We start from the raw sequence: 16,712 nt of genomic DNA, 5'->3' as shown, positions 1-16,712 counted from the left end.
GTTGATAGGCCGGATCTGGAAGCACCGTGAGGTGTGGAGGTGACCGGTACTAATAGGCCGAGGGCTTGTCCTCAGTTGCTCGCGTCCACTGTGTTGGTTCTGAAACCACGAACAGCCCCGTATGGCCACATACGGTGCGGCTGGACAGTTTCATAGTGTTTCGGTGGTTATAGCGTGAGGGAAACGCCCGGTTACATTCCGAACCCGGAAGCTAAGCCTTACAGCGCCGATGGTACTGCAGGGGGGACCCTGTGGGAGAGTAGGACGCCGCCGAACAAATCTTGAGAAAGCCCCCGACCGGGGATACCGGTTCGGGGGCTTTCTGCATTTCTGGGTCGTCCAGAGTTTGGGGCATAGGGGCTTAAGGGGAGAGCCCACCAATCAGACTCCCCCCTGGGATTACAGACGTCCAGCCGTTTTGAGGGCCAGATAGGCGTCTGCCAGGGCCGGTGCGAGTTCCTCCGGTGTCGCGTCGACGACCGTAACGCCGTGACGACGGAGTTGTTCGGCCGTTCGGTGGCGTTCGCTCTGGGCCTGGGCGGCTGCTGCGGCCTCGTACACAGAGTCTGTGTTTCCGCGTGCGGTTGCCATGCGGGCGATGTGGGGGTCCGCTACTGATGCCAGCAGAACTGTGTGGCGCTTGGTGAGCTGGGACAGGACGGGGAGCAGGCCTTCCTCGATCGGCGCGGTGTCGAGGGAGGTCAGCAACACGATGAGGGAGTGGCGGGGCGCCGTACGGAGAGCTGTGGCCGTAAGGCCTCGGGCGTCCGTTTCGATCAGCTCGGGTTCGAGCGTGGCCATCGCGTTGACCAGGGAGGGGAGAACGTCGTTTGCTGTGCGGCCCTGGACGAGTGCACGTACGCGGCGGTCGTAGGCGAGGAGGTCCACGCGGTCGCCGGCGCGGGAGGCGAGAGCGGCTAGGAGCAGTGCCGCGTCCATGGAGGCATCGAGGCGTGGGGCGTCGCCGACGCGTCCTGCTGAGGTGCGGCCGGTGTCCAGGACGAGGAGGATGTGGCGGTCGCTTTCGGGGCGCCAGGTGCGTACGGCGACCGTGGATTGTCGGGCCGTAGCGCGCCAGTCGATGGAGCGGGTGTCGTCGCCGGGGACGTACTCGCGCAGGCTGTCGAATTCTGTGCCCTCGCCGCGAGTGAGAACGCTGGTGCGGCCGTCGAGTTCCCGCAGGCGGGCCAGTTTGGAGGGCAGGTGCTTGCGGCTGGTGAAGGGGGGCAGGACGCGTACCGTCCAGGGGATCTTGTGGGCGCCCTGGCGGGCGAAGAGGCCGAGGGGGCCGTAGGAGCGAATGGTCACTCGGTCGGCCTGGCGGTCACCGCGGCGGGTGGGGCGTAGGCGGGTCGTGATGCGGCGGCGTTCGCCGGCGGGGACCGTTGTGCGGTGGCGGGAGGCTGCCACCTCTGTGCCCGGCTGCCATGTGCTGGGCGGCCAGGCGTCGCGGAGGTGGGCGCGGAGTGGGCGGCCGGACGGGTTGGTGATCGTGAGGGTGACGTCGGCCGTCTCGCCCAGGCGCACGGAGGTGTCGCCGGAGCGGGTCAGACCTAGGCGGCGTACGGGTGCGGCCAGGGCGAAGTCGCAGGCGCAGGCCGCCACCAAGGGGGCGTTGACCGCGAGGATGCCCGTCCAGCTGGGGTCCCAGATGCCTACGGGGAGGGAGCCCAGGGCCGCGAGGAGTGCGGCGCGTCCGGTGAGTGCCATCAGCGGGGGACGGGGACGTGGGCGAGGATCGCGTTGATGACGGAGTCGGCAGTGACGCCTTCCATCTCGGCTTCCGGGCGGAGCTGCACACGGTGGCGGAGGGCGGGGAGGGCCAGCGCCTTGACGTCGTCGGGGATGACGTAGTCGCGGCCCGTCAGCCAGGCCCATGCGCGGGCGGTGGCCAGGAGGGCTGTCGCGCCGCGCGGGGAGACGCCCAAGGTCAGGGACGGCGACTCGCGGGTGGCTCGGCAGATGTCGACCACGTAGGCCGTGATCTCAGGGGAGACCGTCGTCTTGGCCACCGCCGCGCGCGCCGCCTCCAGGTCTGCGGGGCCCGCTACCGGGCGTACGCCGGCGGCGCGCAGGTCGCGCGGGTTGAAGCCCTCGGCGTGACGGGTGAGAACGGCGATCTCGTCCTGGCGGGAGGGGAGCGGGATGGTGAGCTTGAGGAGGAAACGGTCCAGCTGGGCCTCGGGTAGGGGGTATGTGCCCTCGTACTCCACCGGGTTCTGGGTCGCGGCGACCAGGAACGGCTCGGGGAGTGGGCGGGGCGTGCCGTCGACGGTGACCTGGCGTTCCTCCATGGCCTCCAGCAGGGACGACTGGGTCTTCGGCGGGGTGCGGTTGATCTCGTCGGCGAGGAGGAGGTTGGTGAAGACCGGGCCGGGCTGGAAGGAGAACGCGGCGGTGCGCGTGTCGTAGACGAGGGAGCCGGTCACGTCGCTCGGCATGAGGTCGGGGGTGAACTGGACGCGCTTGGTGTCGAGTTCGAGTGCGGATGCGAGGGCGCGGACGAGCAACGTTTTGGCGACCCCAGGGACTCCTTCTAGGAGAACGTGTCCGCGGCAGAGGAGGGCGACGACGAGGCCGGTTACTGCGGGGTCCTGGCCGACCACGGCTTTGGCGATCTCGGCGCGCAGGGCTTCCAGGGAGGCCCGGGCGGTGCCCGGGTCCCCGGTGGTCCCGGCGTTGTCAGTGGTCGGGTCCATCATGGACGGCGTACCTCTCTTTCGAGGGCGTCGAGTTGGTCTGCTAGAGCGATGAGGGCCGTGTCGTCGCTGGGCGGCGGGCCGAAGAGAAGTGTGTGCAGAGTCTGCCCGTCTCCGTGGTTGTGGAGGTGGGTGGACAGAGCGGGGAGCAGGGCCTCGGGCGCGTGCGCCTGGGAGACGGAGACACCTACCAGGGGGGCGACGCGGGTGCGAGTGGTGGAGCGAAGAGCGGTGGCGGCGCGGTCGCGGGCGTTGGCCTTGCGGTAGAGGCGGGCGCGGCCTTCGACGGTTTCGGAGGCGCGGATCGCCACGGGGAGTTTTTCGGGCACCAGGGGGCCGAGTCGGCGTGCCCTCCAGAGGGCGGCCAGGGCTGCGGCGATGAAGAGCTGCAGCGTGCCCCAGATCCAGCCCGAGGGGAGCAGGTCGAAGAAGCTGCGTTCGTCGTCCGCGGCGGCGGCGGATGTGTCGGAGAGCGAGGGGAGGTACCAGACCAGATGGGGGCGGGAGCCGAGGAGTTGGAGGGCGAGGGAGGCGTTGCCCTGCTCGTCGAGGTGTTCGTTGTAGAGGATGTCGGGCGCGCCGAGGACGATGGAGTCGCTGTTCTCGGTGGCTTCCGGGACGCGCAGCAGGGTGGCCAGGCGCTCGCTGGGGTAGCACTCGTCGGCGTCGAGGTGGGTGGTGGTGTAGCGGACTCCGCCCAGATCTGCGGTGCCCGCGCGTTGGGCGGCGGGCAGCGCGCAGTCGGGGGAGAGCTCCGAGTCGAGGCTGGTGGCGGGGTCCGCGGTGACCCCGGGGACGAGCCGTTCGACGGACCAACTGCCCGGGGCGACCAGGACGGTGCGGCCGCCGGAGTCTGCTGTCGCCGAGCGCAGCCCGGACTGTTGACGGTGCGTCAGCAGATCGGGGGCGGCGACCAGGAGGGTGGTGTCCGCGGCAGCCGCGGCGCGCGCCTCGTCCAAGGTGGTGACCACGCGTGTGTCCACGCCGCGGTCGGCGAGGAGTTCGGCGACGGCCCGGCTGCCCTTGGGGTCGACGGCGCGTGGGTCGAGGGTGCCGTGCCGGACGTCGGAGCGGATCGTGGCGATCACGACCGCTGCCACCAGCAGAAGTATGACGGCGAGGGCGATGCCTCGCGCGCGGGTCCACACCTGGCGTGCGGTGGGCGAGGCCGAGGTGGACGGGAGCGTGGCCTCGGTGGTCATTCGGCGGCTCCCTGGCGGGCGTTGTGGGCCGTGCTGGGGGCCCTGCTCGCGAGCTGGGGCTTGGTGCTCTCCAGGTCGTGGTCGAGTTCGGCGATGCGCTGGTACGAGTGCTGGGTCGCGGTTCGTCCGCCGTATGTGATGTCGTCGAAGTCCCGGGCTGCGGCGCGTAGTCGGTCTGTGTGGGCGGGCAGCGAGCGGCCTGCTTCGGCGGCGGCCTCGTCCGCGGTGCGGCCGGGGCGGACGTCGAGAAGGGCGCGCTCCTCGAGGGAGCGGACGATGGCGCGCATGCGTTCTTGGACGGCCTGGTTCCAGTGGCCCTGGGTGGCGTGTGCTTCGGCGGCGGCCCGATGGTCGGCGGCGCTGCGGGGGCGGTCGTCGAACAGGGGGGCTGAGGAGGTGGGTTCGCGGCGCGGGGTGCCGAGGCGCCACCACAGGGCGCCGAGGACCGCGAGGACGACCAGGATGACGACGACCAGGCCGAGCGGGCCTCCGGGCGTCACGGTCGCGGCGCTGTTGAAGAGGTCCTCGACCCAGTCCCAGAAGGTATCCAGGGCGCGCTGGAACCAGCTGGGTTCGTTCTCGTGGTACATGCCCTTGGACAGCTCGCGGCGGGCCGCCTCCCGCGCGGGATCGCGTGGGATTGTCAGTGGCGGCTCGTCGTCGGAGCGCGCCAGCAGTGCCAGTACGGCTGTGTCGCCGGAGCGAGACAGCGATGGTACGGCTGTGTCGCCGGCCCGCAGCAGTCCGCGTATGGCTACGTCCGGCAGTGCTGACGCCGTTGTGAGAACTCCCCCCGCCAGGCTCACTGGTTCAGCTCCCCGGGGTTCCGGTGCCGTAGCCCTGGACGCCGGCTGCTCGGGCCAGTTCGAGGTCGAGGGCTTCGCGGCGGATGCGCTGGTCGATGTAGAGCAGGACGGTGACGCCGGCCGTGATCGGGAAAGTGACCATGGAGCCGATCACCGAGCCGACGCCGCTGACGATGAGGAACGTCCAGCCGAGGTCGGTGCTGCCTTCGAGGAAGCTGGTGGCGCCGTCGCCGCTGAGGGCGCCGGCGAGGAAGGTGAACGGGATGACGACGATCGCGGCGACGATGTTGGCGATGATCGTGGCGAGCAACTGGATGCCGAAGACACGCCACCAGGAGCCGCGGACCAGCTTCGCGGAGCGGCTCAGCGCCTTCACGATGCCCTGCTTCTCCAGCATCAGCGCGGGCGAGGCGAGGGAGAAGCGGAACCACAGCCACAGCGCGACGATGCCGGCGCCGAGGATGCCCAGCAAAGCGAGTGCCGCTCCTCCGTCGCCGGAGCCCGAGGCGGCGACGAGGATGCCGGGGAGGGCACCCACGAACACCAGGCCGAAGGTCATGAGCAGCAGCAGGAAGAGGAGGCCGAAGAGCCGCAGCACCTGAGGGCGCGCGTCGCGCCAGGCTTCGCCGGTGGTCACGGACTTGCCGAGTACCGCGCGGCTGGTGACCGTCGTCAGCAGGGCGGTCGCGATGATCGCGCCGATCACCGAGATCAGGAAGATCACGCTGGAGCTGAGCATGGCGTCGCGCGTGGCGCGCGCCAGCTCGCTGAGGGTGGCGCTCGGGTCGTTGAGCGCCTCGGTGCTGGTGAGGTCGTTCAGGACGAAGCCCTGGAGGAGGATCACCAGGATCTCCGTCACGATCGCGACGGTCAGCGAGATGCCCAGGACTGTGCGCCAGTAGGTGCGCATGGTGGAGACCGCGCCGTCGAGGATCTCACCGACGCCCAGTGGACGCAGCGGGATCACGCCGGGCTTGGCAGCGGGCGGGGGGCCGCCCCAGCCGCTTCCCCAGCCGCCGTACCCGCCCGGGCCGCCGTAGCCGCCGTATCCACCGGGGCCGGCAGGCGGGGGAGCTCCCCAGCCGGGGCCGGGCGGTGGGGGCGGTGGGGTCTGGCCGGGAGCCTGGGGACCCGTCGGGGCGGACCACTGGCCGGGTGGCGGCTGCTCCTTGGACCACTTGGGGCCGGCGTCCTGTGGGTCCGGTCCCGGCTGCTGTGCGGGGTCGGGACGGTCCGCGGGCTCCGTGGGGCCGGACGCGCCGGGTTCCTGTCCGTCGGACGGGGTGGATCCGGGCGAAGCCCAGCCCGGAGTGTCTTTCATCGTCGCTCCTTCACGGTGCCCGTCCGCGGTCGCGGCGGCAGGTTGGCAGCCATCGTGCCATGGGGTGGTTGGCGAAGTGCCGGCCGCGGTATGGGCTGCACACCTTCAATTGTCCGCCGGACAAGGGGCAGACTGACCGCATGGCTGATCAGTACGCGCAATCCGGCGAGGACAGCAGGCCGACCGGGACACCGGCGATCCGATGGGACGAACCGCCCGAGGGTCCCGTTCTGGTGCTTCTCGACCAGACGAGACTGCCGGCCGAGGAGGTCGAGCTGGTCTGTACGGATGCGTCCGCGCTGGTGGAGGCGATCCGTTCGCTCGCCGTGCGCGGGGCGCCGCTGCTCGGGATCGCCGGGGCGTACGGTGTCGCGCTCGCCGCCGCACGCGGCTTCGACGTGGACGCCGCCGCGGAGTCGCTGGCGGGTGCCCGGCCGACGGCCGTGAATCTCGGCGTCGGGGTGCGCAGGGCCCGGTCCGCGTACCGGGCCGAGCTCGCGCGCAGTGGGGATGTCGAGGAGGCTGCCGCTGCGGCCCTGAGCGCGGCGCGGGCGTTGCACAAGGAGGACGCCGAGGCCAGCGCGCGCATGGCCGAGCGGGGGCTGGCGCTGCTGGACGAGCTGTTGCCCGGCGGCGGGCATCGCATCCTCACGCACTGCAACACCGGCGCGCTGGTGTCGGGCGGGGAGGGTACGGCGTTCGCGGTGGCGCTCGCGGCGCACCGGGCCGGGCAGCTCAGGCGGTTGTGGGTGGACGAGACACGGCCGTTGCTGCAAGGGGCTCGCCTCACGGCGTACGAGGCTGCGCGCAGCGGCATGGCGTACACCTTGCTCACGGACAATGCGGCGGGTTCGCTGTTCGCCGCCGGAGAGGTGGACGCGGTGCTGATCGGGGCGGATCGCATCGCGGCCGATGGCTCGGTGGCGAACAAGGTGGGCAGTTATCCGCTCGCGGTGCTCGCGCGGTACCACCATGTGCCGTTCATCGTGGTGGCGCCGCTGACGACGGTGGATCTGGAAACCCCGGACGGGGCGTCAATCGAGGTCGAGCAGCGTGCCGGGTTCGAGGTGACCGAGCTCCTGGCGCCTCAGGTGCCGGTGGCGGGCGCGGAGGCGGGTGGAGGGATTCCGGTGGCGCCGCTGGGGACGCAGGCGTACAACCCGGCGTTCGATGTGACGCCGCCCGAGTTGGTGACGGCGATCGTCACGGAGGAGGGAGCTGCGTCGCCCGTGACGGCTGAGGCGCTGGCGGAGCTGTGTGCCAGGGTGCGGCCGGTGACGCAGAGCTTGTGAGGCAGGGGGCCGGAAACGATTGGGCGGGCAGAGCGGGGTAAACCGCCCAAAGGTAACGCCGCGTGATCGCGGCAAGGGCAGACAGTGGCGACCGCGTACGACTAAGGTCACTGGCCGGTGACCTATCTCACCACTGCCTTCGCCACTGTTATGAGAATGGGATGATGGCATTCATGAAGGGACGAGTCCTTGTCGTCGACGACGACACCGCACTGGCCGAGATGCTCGGCATTGTGCTGCGTGGTGAAGGTTTTGAGCCGTCTTTCGTAGCCGACGGCGACAAGGCGCTGGCTGCCTTTCGGGAGACCAAGCCAGATCTGGTGCTGCTCGATCTGATGCTGCCCGGGCGGGACGGTATCGAGGTGTGCCGTCTGATCAGGGCGGAGTCCGGGGTGCCGATCGTGATGCTCACGGCCAAGAGCGACACCGTGGATGTGGTGGTCGGTCTGGAGTCCGGTGCCGACGACTACATCGTGAAGCCGTTCAAGCCGAAGGAGCTTGTCGCCCGGATCCGGGCGCGGCTGCGGAGGTCGGAGGAGCCGGCACCGGAGCAGCTGGCCATCGGCGACCTCGTGATCGACGTGGCCGGGCATTCCGTGAAGCGGGACGGGCAGTCGATCGCGCTGACGCCGCTGGAGTTCGACCTGCTGGTCGCGCTGGCCCGCAAGCCGTGGCAGGTGTTCACGCGTGAGGTGCTCCTCGAGCAGGTGTGGGGCTACCGGCACGCGGCCGACACCCGACTGGTCAACGTGCATGTGCAGCGACTGCGTTCCAAGGTCGAGAAGGATCCGGAGCGTCCGGAGATCGTGGTGACCGTCCGTGGTGTCGGCTACAAGGCAGGGCCGAGCTGACATGTCCGGGGACAGTGCCGCTACGGCTCCCGGTCGGACCGGGGCCCGTCCGGAGCGGCCTGTCGGCCGGAAGGGATCGGGCTCCCGCTGGGGACGGTTCCTCGAGGGTGGGCTGCTGCAAGGAGGAGTTCAGGGCAGCCCCGTCCTTCGGCTCGTGCTGCGCTGGGTGCGTCGGCCGCTGCTGCCGGTCATGCGGCTGTGGCGGCGCAACATCCAGCTCAAGGTCGTCGTCACGACTCTGCTGATGTCGCTGGGTGTTGTTCTGCTACTGGGCTTCGTGGTCATCGGGCAGGTGCGCAACGGGCTGCTCGACGCCAAGGTGAAGGCCTCGCAGAGCCAGGCCACGGGCGGGTTCGCGGCGGCCAAACAGAGGTCCGACGAGGCGTCGGCCGGGACCGCCGACGACGGTGCGACGGTGGACGAGCGTTCCGACCAGAACGTCATCCAGTGGATGAGCGACCTTGTCTCCTCGCTCTCCAGCGGCGGGCAGGGTGCCTTCGAGGTGGTGACGCTGCCGGCCTCCGCGGGAAGTGACACCGGTGGGCGCGGGCGGCGTGCCTCCGGCGGTGTGGACCCGACCGCGAGTGTGCCGGAGGACTTGCGGGATCGGATCGACAGCGGCGCCACGGGGGCGTTCCAGAGCTACACCCGCATCGTCTACCAGCCCACGGCTCACAAGGACTCACAGCCGGCTCTGGTCATCGGCAAGCAGGTCAACGACCCCAACGATGACCCGTACCAGCTCTACTACCTCTTCCCGCTCAGCCAGGAGGAGAAGTCGCTGAGCCTGGTCAAGGGGACGCTCGCCACCGCCGGGCTCTTCGTCGTCGTACTGCTCGGAGCCATCGCCTGGCTCGTGGTGCGCCAGGTCGTCACGCCCGTGCGGATGGCGGCTGGGATCGCGGAACGGCTGTCGGCCGGGCGGCTGCAGGAGCGGATGAAGGTCACCGGCGAGGACGACATCGCGCGGCTCGGTGAGGCCTTCAACAAGATGGCGCAGAACCTGCAGCTGAAGATCCAGCAGTTGGAGGACCTGTCGCGGATGCAGCGGCGGTTCGTGTCCGACGTCTCGCACGAGCTGCGGACGCCGCTGACGACCGTACGCATGGCCGCCGACGTCATCCATGAGGCGCGGGAGGACTTCGATCCGGTGACCGCGCGGTCGGCGGAGCTGCTCACCGACCAGCTGGACCGGTTCGAGTCGCTGCTCGCCGACCTGCTGGAGATCAGCCGCTTCGACGCGGGCGCGGCCGCGCTGGAGGCCGAGCCGATCGACCTCAGGGAGGTCGTACGGCGCGTCGTCACCGGGGCCGAGCCGCTCGCCGAGCGCAAGGGCAGCCAGATACGGATCCTCGGTGACCAGCAGCCCATCGTCGCCGAGGCCGATGCCCGGCGCGTCGAGCGGGTGCTGCGCAATCTGGTCGTCAACGCTGTCGAGCACGGCGAGGGCAGGGATGTCGTCGTCAAGCTCGCGGCTGCGGGCGGGGCGGTCGCGGTCGCGGTGCGTGACTACGGCGTCGGGCTCAAGCCCGGCGAGGCGACCCGTGTCTTCAGCCGCTTCTGGCGGGCCGACCCGGCACGCGCGCGTACCACGGGCGGTACGGGTCTGGGGCTGTCCATCGCGCTGGAGGACGCGCGGCTGCACGGTGGCTGGCTGCAGGCGTGGGGAGAGCCGGGTGGCGGTTCGCAGTTCCGGCTCACGCTGCCGCGTACTGCGGACGAACCGCTGCGGGGCTCGCCGATACCCCTGGAGCCCAAGGACTCGCGCCGCAATCGAGGACTCGATGATGCCGGTCTGCCGTCCGGCGGCGGTGAGAAGGCCGCGACGGTGCCGGCGCAGCCCACGGGTGACCAGGTGGCCTCGATGCCGTCGAGGGACCCGATCGCGTCACGGTTGGGCACCCCGGCCCCCAAGGCCGACCCGACGGCGCTGCCCGGCAACGGCGCGCGTGTGGTCCCCCGGCCCGCCTCGAGCGCGCGCCGGCAGGACGATCCGCCTGGTGCGGAAGGGCCGCCGAGCGAGGAAGTCGGGCAGGTCGAGGAGTCGAGCAAGCATGGGGAGGCATCTCGTGGGCGCTGACCGCGAGGGGGGCGCCCGGCGCGCGCCGGGGCGCGCGGTGGCGTACACCGCCTGTGGCGCAGTACTGCTGGCGGGGTGCGCCTCGATGCCCGACAGCGGCGATCTGCGGAGCGTCGAGTCCACGCCGCGCCAGGACACGCAGGTGCGGGTCTTCGCCATGCCGCCGCACGAGGACGCCTCGTCGTCGGAGATCGTGTCGGGCTTCCTGGAGGCGCTGACCAGCGATGATCCGGACTATGAGATAGCGCGCAAGTACCTGACGAAGGAGGCGTCGGACAACTGGCAGCCCTTGCTGTCCACGACGGTGCTCGCCGACGGACCGGGTGTCGAATCCGACCGTATAGGTGGCCGGGAGGAGACCGACAGCCTGTCGTACACGCTGACCGGTACCAAGGTCGCGAGGGTTGACGCGCAGCAGTCGTACTCGCCCGCCGGCGGGGACTACAGCGAGACGATGCATCTCACCCAGGACAAGAAGACCAAGCAGTGGCGCATCGATGTGCCGCCGCGCGGTGTCGTCATGGGCAAGTCGGACTTCCAGCGCAACTACATGTCCGTCGACAAGTACTACTTCGCCACGAACACCACGCTCGGGACCTCTCCGCACACGGCGGCCGTCGCCGATCCCGTCTATGTGCGCAGGAACGTGGATCCCATGACGGAGATGGTGCGCTCGCTGCTCAAGGGGCCCACGAGCTGGCTCAATCCGGTGGTCAGGTCGAGCTTCCCGACCGGTACGGCGCTGAAGGAGGACGACGCCTCGCTGGCGCCCAACGACCAGAACATCCTGACTGTGCCGTTGAACGACAAGGCGGCCCGGGTCGGGCTGGCCAAGTGCAAGGAGATGGCGGCGCAGCTCCTGTTCACGTTGCAGAACGTCACCCCCACGGTTGACGAGGTCGAGCTTCGGGCGGGCGGCCGGCAGCTGTGCACGCTCACGGAGGGCGGGGCGGAGGATGTGGCCATGCGCGGGTCGGTGGAGCGTGCCGAGTACCTGTACTTCCTCGACGCCAAGCACCAGCTCGTACGGCTGGCCCCCGCCAGCAACGACACGCGTCCCGATCCCGTGCCGGGTGCCCTCGGGGAGGGCGAGAAGCAGCTCGAGTCGGTAGCGGTGTCGCGTGATGAGGACATGGCGGCCGGGGTCGCACAGAACGGCAAGGAGCTGTACGTCGGGGCGCTCGTGTCGGGCGGCCCGCTCGGGGAGCCCGAGCTGACCAGCGACGGCAGGACGCCGGACGAGCGGTTGTCGGCGCCGAGCTGGGACGCCCAGGGCGACCTGTGGGTGGCGGACCGCGATCCCGACAACCCTCGGCTGCTTCTGCTGGAGGAGGGCGTGGGTGATCCGCTGGTGGTGAAGACGCCGCCGGGGCTGGAGGGACGCATCGAGTCCGTGCGGGTTGCCGCCGACGGCGTGCGGATCGCGCTCGTCGTGAAGCAGGGCGACAAGTCGTCGCTGCTCATCGGGCGGATCGAACGCGGCGAGGACGACAAGGGCGGGAAGCAAGCGGCCGTGTCGGTGCACGAACTGCGCTCCCCGACCCCGGAGTTGGAGGAGGTCGCCGCCATGTCGTGGGCCGGGGACAGCCGGCTCGTGGTGGTCGGGCGTGAGAAGGGCGGTGTCCAGACGATGCGGTATGTGCAGGTCGACGGCTCGACTCCGGAGGGTCCGGTGCCCGCGGCCCTCAGCGGCGTGAAGGAGATCACCGCGTCCGAGGACGCGCGGCTGCCGCTGGTCGGCTACTCGGAGGACGGGATCGTACGGCTGCCGTCCGGGATGCAGTGGCAGAAGGTGGTGACGGACGGGACCGCGCCGGTTTATCCGGGGTGACGTTTCGTCCGGGCGGATCGTCCGGGCCGAGCCGTTGAGGTTCGTGGACGGTGAGCTTGGCGGCCGCTGCCGGCCGGAGGAGGACTCCGGTTGGAAGCGGCCGCTTTTCGTTGCGGGGTGGGAGTCCTGATTCTTATGTGGTCGCGTGGGAATTCGGTGCTGACGAGGGACGGAAGTGCGCCTCTGTGGGGGAGCTGGAGTTATCCACAGGGAGTTATCCACAGGGGTGGTAGGGCGGCCCGGGCGTTGGCACAGTGGTGGGCATGCGGGGGTGGTGGCAGGACCTCACCGACCTGGTGCTGCCGGGCGAGTGCGGAGGCTGTGGAAGGTCTCGCACGGTGCTCTGCCCGGAGTGCCGTGCCGTCCTGAGCGGGGCCGTACCGAGCCGGGTGCGACCGGTGCCGGAGCCGCACGGGCTGCCGGTCGTGCACGCGGCGGCCCGGTACGCGGACGAGGTGCGGGCGGCGCTGCTGGCTCACAAGGAGCGCGGCGCGCTGGCACTCGCGGCGCCGCTCGGAACGGCTCTGGCGGGGGCCGTGCGGGCGGGGCTTCGGGAGGCCGGTGCGGGAGGCGGTGGGGCGTCGGTGCGGGGCGCGTGGCCCTGGCGAGCCGGGCGGGATGCGCCGTCCGTGGGGACTGTGCGGGCTCAGGGTGCTCAGGCACGTGCCGACGGGGCGGGGTGGCTCCGGGACTCCGGTGCGCCTGTGCTGCTCGTACCTGTGCCGTCCGCTCGTGGGGCGGTGCGGGCGCGTGGGCATGATCCGGCGCGGCGGATCGCGCTCGCGGCTGCGGGTGAGCTGCGGCGGGACGGGACGTCGGCGCGGGTGCTCGCCGTGCTGCGCCAGCGGCGTGCGGTGGCCGATCAGTCGGGGCTCAACTCCCGGCAGCGGCTGGACAATCTCGCGGGCGCGCTCACGGTGGCTCCTGGTGGCGGCCGGCTGCTCGCCGGTGGCCCGGTCGTGCTCGTCGACGACCTGATGACGACGGGCGCGTCCCTGGCGGAGGCGGCGCGTGCCGTGCGGGCGGCCTTGGCGGAAGGAGGGAGCGTATATGGCAGAACGCTGGAGGGGGTGGACGCGTATGGATGGGTGACCGCGGAGTTCGGTGGGTGTGGCGACGGCACAACCGCTGTGTACACGGCGGGAAGTCGGGAAAGCACAGGGGAACGGAGAGCGGGATCTACGGAGGGCGTGGTGCGGCGGACGCGTGAGATGGCGGGAATCATGGGTGCCGGACCGGTCGGTGACCCGATCTGCGCGGCCGTGGTCGCTGCGACACCGGATTCTTTCGAAATAAACCGGAACTGACTGCGAACTTGCATCGTTGCAGGTAACGAGAGGGTCAATTCACCTGAACGGAGGTACGCCGCAGTAGAGGGTGACGACATCCGTCCAGGCGAGATATGTTCGGTTGTGAGGGAAAGGCGCAGGCCATCCCTGTCATATCCGAATGCCGTGCCGCGGGTTTTACGCAATGACTCGCGGCCATGGGGTGGAGATCTTGCCCATGGGGGAGGAGGAGGTGGAAGTCACCGAGTCCGAGGTTCCGGGGTTCACCGGAGCCTGGTGCAAAAGGGAGATGCTCCGCCGATGGAGCGGAGCGATCCGGGAACGGAGTTCTGCGTGGACATCGTCGTCAAGGGCCGCAAGACCGAGGTGCCCGAGAGGTTCCGCAAGCACGTGGCCGAGAAGCTGAAGCTGGAGAAGATCCAGAGGCTCGATGCCAAGGTGATCAGCCTCGACGTCGAGGTGTCCAAGGAGCCCAACCCCCGACAGGCCGACCGCAGTGATCGAGTGGAGATCACGCTCCGCTCCCGCGGTCCGGTGATCCGGGCGGAGGCAGCGGCCAGCGATCCGTACGCGGCACTCGACCTCGCGGCGGAGAAGCTGGATGCCCGGCTGCGCAAGCAGCACGACAAGCGTTTCTCGCGCCGAGGCGCACGCCGACTCACGGCGGCCGAGGTTCCCGACCACGTTCCGGGCGCGGCGACGCTCAACGGGAACGGCCACACCTTCCAGACGGAAGAACCGGACGGCATTCCCACAAAGAAGATCGGCTCGCTCGAAGTGAAGGGCGAAGGCCCCCTCGTCGTACGCGAGAAGACGCACGTCGCCTCCCCGATGACCCTCGACCAGGCCCTCTACGAGATGGAACTGGTCGGACACGACTTCTACCTGTTCGTCGACTCCGAGACGAAGGAACCGAGTGTCGTCTACCGACGCCACGCCTACGACTACGGCGTCATCCACCTCAGCACGGACCCGATGGTCACCCAGGCGCAGGCTCCCGGGGCAGGTGGCACGCTGGGCGGCTGACCCATCCGGCTGACAGCTGAGCCGGTGCCCCTGGAGCGCGTGTGCGCCCCCAGGGGCACCGGTGTGCGACCACTTCGCGCCCCGCTCGTCACCGTAGTGTCGGACAGGCATGAAATCATGGCCGCACCGGCCCAACCGTTGGGCCGTTGCCTTGGGTTGGCGATGGCACAGGACCAGCCACAGCCTTCAGGGGGAGGAAACGATGGCGGACAGCTTCGGACCGATGCGGGACGAGGATGCCGACGGAGACGTCGTTGGCATGGGCCCGAACGTGGGCTCTCCACGCAAGGAGCCGATCAGAGTCCTCGTCGTGGACGACCATGCCCTCTTCCGCCGTGGTCTGGAGATCGTCCTCGCTGCCGAGGAGGACATCCAGGTCGTGGGGGAGGCAGGTGACGGCGCGGAAGCCGTCGACAAGGCCGCTGACCTGCTGCCGGACATCGTGCTGATGGATGTGCGGATGCCCAAGCGGGGTGGGATCGAGGCCTGCACCTCCATCAAGGAGGTGGCTCCCAGCGCGAAGATCATCATGTTGACGATCAGCGACGAGGAGGCCGACCTCTACGACGCGATCAAGGCCGGTGCGACCGGCTATCTCCTCAAGGAGATCTCCACGGACGAGGTGGCCACGGCTATCCGCGCGGTGGCCGACGGGCAGTCGCAGATCAGCCCGTCCATGGCGTCGAAGCTGCTCACCGAGTTCAAGTCGATGATCCAGCGGACGGACGAGCGCCGGCTGGTGCCCGCGCCGCGGCTGACCGACCGTGAGCTGGAGGTCCTCAAGCTCGTCGCCACCGGAATGAACAATCGCGATATCGCCAAGGAGTTGTTCATCTCCGAGAACACCGTGAAGAACCATGTGCGCAACATCCTGGAGAAGCTGCAGCTGCACTCCAGGATGGAGGCCGTGGTGTACGCGATGCGGGAGAAGATCCTCGAGATCCGTTGACCGATCGGTGGTTTCGGCGGTCTCGGCGGTTTGGTCGTCTGTCGGCCTGACCGCGCTGAAGGTCACGCCATGATGCGAGTGAGCTCCTTGGTGAGTGGCTCGCACAGGTCGGGTGCGTCCACCCGCTCCACGCGTACGTCCGTGCAGTCCACCCAGCCCGCCGCCTCGGCCAGTGCCTGGGCGACGGCGGGGACCGCCTTCGGGCCGTCCAGGGTGATCTGCTTGGCCACCAGTGTGCGGCCGTCGCGGGCCGGGTCCACGCGGCCGACGAGATGGCCGCCGGCCAGGACCGGCATCGCGAAGTAGCCGTAGACCCGCTTCTGCTTGGGGACGTAGGCCTCCAGTCGGTGGGTGAAGCCGAAGATCCGCTCTGTCCGTGCTCGTTCCCAGATCAGGGAGTCGAAGGGGGACAGGAGCGTTGTGCGGTGGCGGCCGCGCGGGGGTGTCTCCAGGGCCGCGGGGTCGGCCCAGGCCGGCTTGCCCCAGCCTTCCACCGTGACCGGGACCAGGCCGGAGTCGGCGATCACCGCGTCCACCTGTTCGCCCTTGAGGCGGTGGTAGTCGGCGATGTCCGCGCGGGTGCCGACGCCGAGGGACTGGCCGGCCAGGCGGACCAGGCGGCGTAGGCACTCGGTGTCGTCCAGTTCGTCGTGCAGCAGTGGGTCCGGGATGGCGCGTTCCGCCAGGTCGTAGACGCGCTTCCAGCCGCGGCGCTCCACGCAGACCACCTCGCCGTACATCAGGGCGCGTTCGACGGCGACCTTCGAGCCCGACCAGTCCCACCAGTCGCTGGTTTTCTTCGCGCCGCCCAGTTCGGTTGCGGTGAGGGGGCCCTCGGAGCGGAGCTGTTTGATCACCTGGTCGTAGGCGCCGTCGGGGAGTTCGTGGCTCCAGTGGGGGCGGTTGCGGTAGGCGCGGCGGCGGAAGGCGAAGTGGGGCCACTCCTCGACGGGGAGGATGCAGGCGGCGTGGGACCAGTACTCGAAGGTGTGCGGGGCGGGATGTGTGCTCTTGGACGCGGGCGTCCAGTACGCGTTCTCGACCGTCTTGCGGCCTACCGCGCCCAGGCGGGCGTACGGGATGAGTTCGTGGGAGCGGGCCAGGACGGAGATGGTGTCGAGCTGGATCGCGCCGAGGTGACGGAGTATGCCGCGAACGCCCGACCTGCGGTTGGGGGTGCCTAGGAAGCCCTGGGCTTTCAGGGCGATGCGGCGGGCTTCGTCTGCCGTGAGGTTGGTGGTGGGGCGCGGGGTCGTCATGGGATCGGACGATAGAGGGTGGCACTGACAGTGGGGGGTGAGCTGGGGATTTGCGGGTGGGTGTGCGGTGTTGGGGGTGGCGTCGGGGTTTTCTCGCCCCCGCCGCC

13 protein-coding genes and 1 rRNA gene are annotated in these 16,712 nt (G+C 69.9%); 8 read left to right on the top strand and 6 right to left on the bottom strand.

Translation table 11 applies throughout. From position 1 onward, the window contains the following. Window positions 1–159 precede the first annotated feature (159 nt). A 5S ribosomal RNA gene (gene rrf / locus ACIA8X_RS07915) occupies window positions 160–276 on the top strand. 123 nt (window positions 277–399) lie between these two features. Here rrf and ACIA8X_RS07910 read toward each other — a convergent pair. Genes ACIA8X_RS07910 through ACIA8X_RS07890 form a run of 5 tightly spaced genes read right to left on the bottom strand, consistent with a single transcriptional unit; the run spans window position 400 to window position 6,028 of the window. Continuing rightward, complete coding sequence (locus tag ACIA8X_RS07910) at window positions 400–1,710, bottom strand: DUF58 domain-containing protein (RefSeq protein WP_393457000.1); 1,311 nt, start codon at window positions 1,708–1,710, stop codon at window positions 400–402. Continuing rightward, window positions 1,710–2,699, bottom strand: a complete 990-nt coding sequence (locus tag ACIA8X_RS07905; RefSeq protein ID WP_393457620.1) for an AAA family ATPase — start codon at window positions 2,697–2,699, stop codon at window positions 1,710–1,712. The genes ACIA8X_RS07910 and ACIA8X_RS07905 overlap by 1 nt, the downstream gene beginning before the upstream one ends. Beyond that, entirely contained in the window at window positions 2,699–3,901 is a 1,203-nt protein-coding gene (locus ACIA8X_RS07900) for a DUF4350 domain-containing protein (RefSeq protein ID WP_393457003.1), read from the bottom strand. Before ACIA8X_RS07900 ends, ACIA8X_RS07905 begins: the two co-directional genes overlap by 1 nt. Beyond that, entirely contained in the window at window positions 3,898–4,707 is an 810-nt protein-coding gene (locus ACIA8X_RS07895) for a DUF4129 domain-containing protein (protein ID WP_393457006.1), read from the bottom strand. The genes ACIA8X_RS07900 and ACIA8X_RS07895 overlap by 4 nt, the downstream gene beginning before the upstream one ends. 4 nt (window positions 4,708–4,711) lie before the next feature. Continuing rightward, a complete protein-coding gene (locus ACIA8X_RS07890; protein WP_393457009.1) occupies window positions 4,712–6,028 on the bottom strand; it encodes a glycerophosphoryl diester phosphodiesterase membrane domain-containing protein in 1,317 nt (438 codons plus the stop codon). Window positions 6,029–6,168: 140 nt separating this feature from the next. Between ACIA8X_RS07890 and mtnA the strand changes: the two genes are divergently transcribed. From mtnA to ACIA8X_RS07855, 7 genes are all read left to right on the top strand, one after another. Beyond that, window positions 6,169–7,320 (top strand): S-methyl-5-thioribose-1-phosphate isomerase, encoded by a 1,152-nt coding sequence (gene mtnA, locus ACIA8X_RS07885; RefSeq protein WP_393457012.1) that lies wholly within the window; start codon window positions 6,169–6,171, stop codon window positions 7,318–7,320. Between the two features lie 161 nt (window positions 7,321–7,481). Then, a complete protein-coding gene (mtrA, locus tag ACIA8X_RS07880) occupies window positions 7,482–8,171 on the top strand; it encodes a two-component system response regulator MtrA (RefSeq protein WP_187822996.1) in 690 nt (229 codons plus the stop codon). Between the two features lies 1 nt (window position 8,172). Next, the gene (gene mtrB / locus ACIA8X_RS07875) at window positions 8,173–10,251 is read left to right on the top strand and encodes an MtrAB system histidine kinase MtrB (protein WP_393457015.1); all 2,079 of its coding nucleotides are present in this window, start codon (window positions 8,173–8,175) and stop codon (window positions 10,249–10,251) included. Then, complete coding sequence (locus ACIA8X_RS07870) at window positions 10,241–12,082, top strand: LpqB family beta-propeller domain-containing protein (protein WP_393457623.1); 1,842 nt, start codon at window positions 10,241–10,243, stop codon at window positions 12,080–12,082. Before mtrB ends, ACIA8X_RS07870 begins: the two co-directional genes overlap by 11 nt. A 263-nt stretch (window positions 12,083–12,345) precedes the next feature. Beyond that, window positions 12,346–13,389 carry a ComF family protein gene (locus ACIA8X_RS07865; RefSeq protein ID WP_393457018.1) on the top strand — a complete coding sequence of 348 codons (1,044 nt, stop codon included), beginning with the start codon at window positions 12,346–12,348 and terminating at the stop codon, window positions 13,387–13,389. Between the two features lie 315 nt (window positions 13,390–13,704). After that, complete coding sequence (hpf, locus tag ACIA8X_RS07860) at window positions 13,705–14,397, top strand: ribosome hibernation-promoting factor, HPF/YfiA family (protein WP_393457626.1); 693 nt, start codon at window positions 13,705–13,707, stop codon at window positions 14,395–14,397. Between the two features lie 202 nt (window positions 14,398–14,599). After that, window positions 14,600–15,346, top strand: coding sequence for a response regulator (locus ACIA8X_RS07855; RefSeq protein ID WP_393457021.1), 747 nt, complete (start codon window positions 14,600–14,602; stop codon window positions 15,344–15,346). A 62-nt stretch (window positions 15,347–15,408) separates the two neighbouring features. Here ACIA8X_RS07855 and ACIA8X_RS07850 read toward each other — a convergent pair whose 3' ends face one another. After that, window positions 15,409–16,605, bottom strand: coding sequence for a winged helix-turn-helix domain-containing protein (locus ACIA8X_RS07850; protein WP_393457024.1), 1,197 nt, complete (start codon window positions 16,603–16,605; stop codon window positions 15,409–15,411). Between the last annotated feature and the right edge of the window lie 107 nt (window positions 16,606–16,712).

It is taken from the genome of Streptomyces sp. NPDC051738, from assembly GCF_044453205.1.
In the GTDB taxonomy this organism is placed as follows: domain Bacteria; phylum Actinomycetota; class Actinomycetes; order Streptomycetales; family Streptomycetaceae; genus Streptomyces.
Note: the sequence above shows the minus strand (reverse complement) of the source record. Positions and strands in the feature narration are given on the sequence as shown.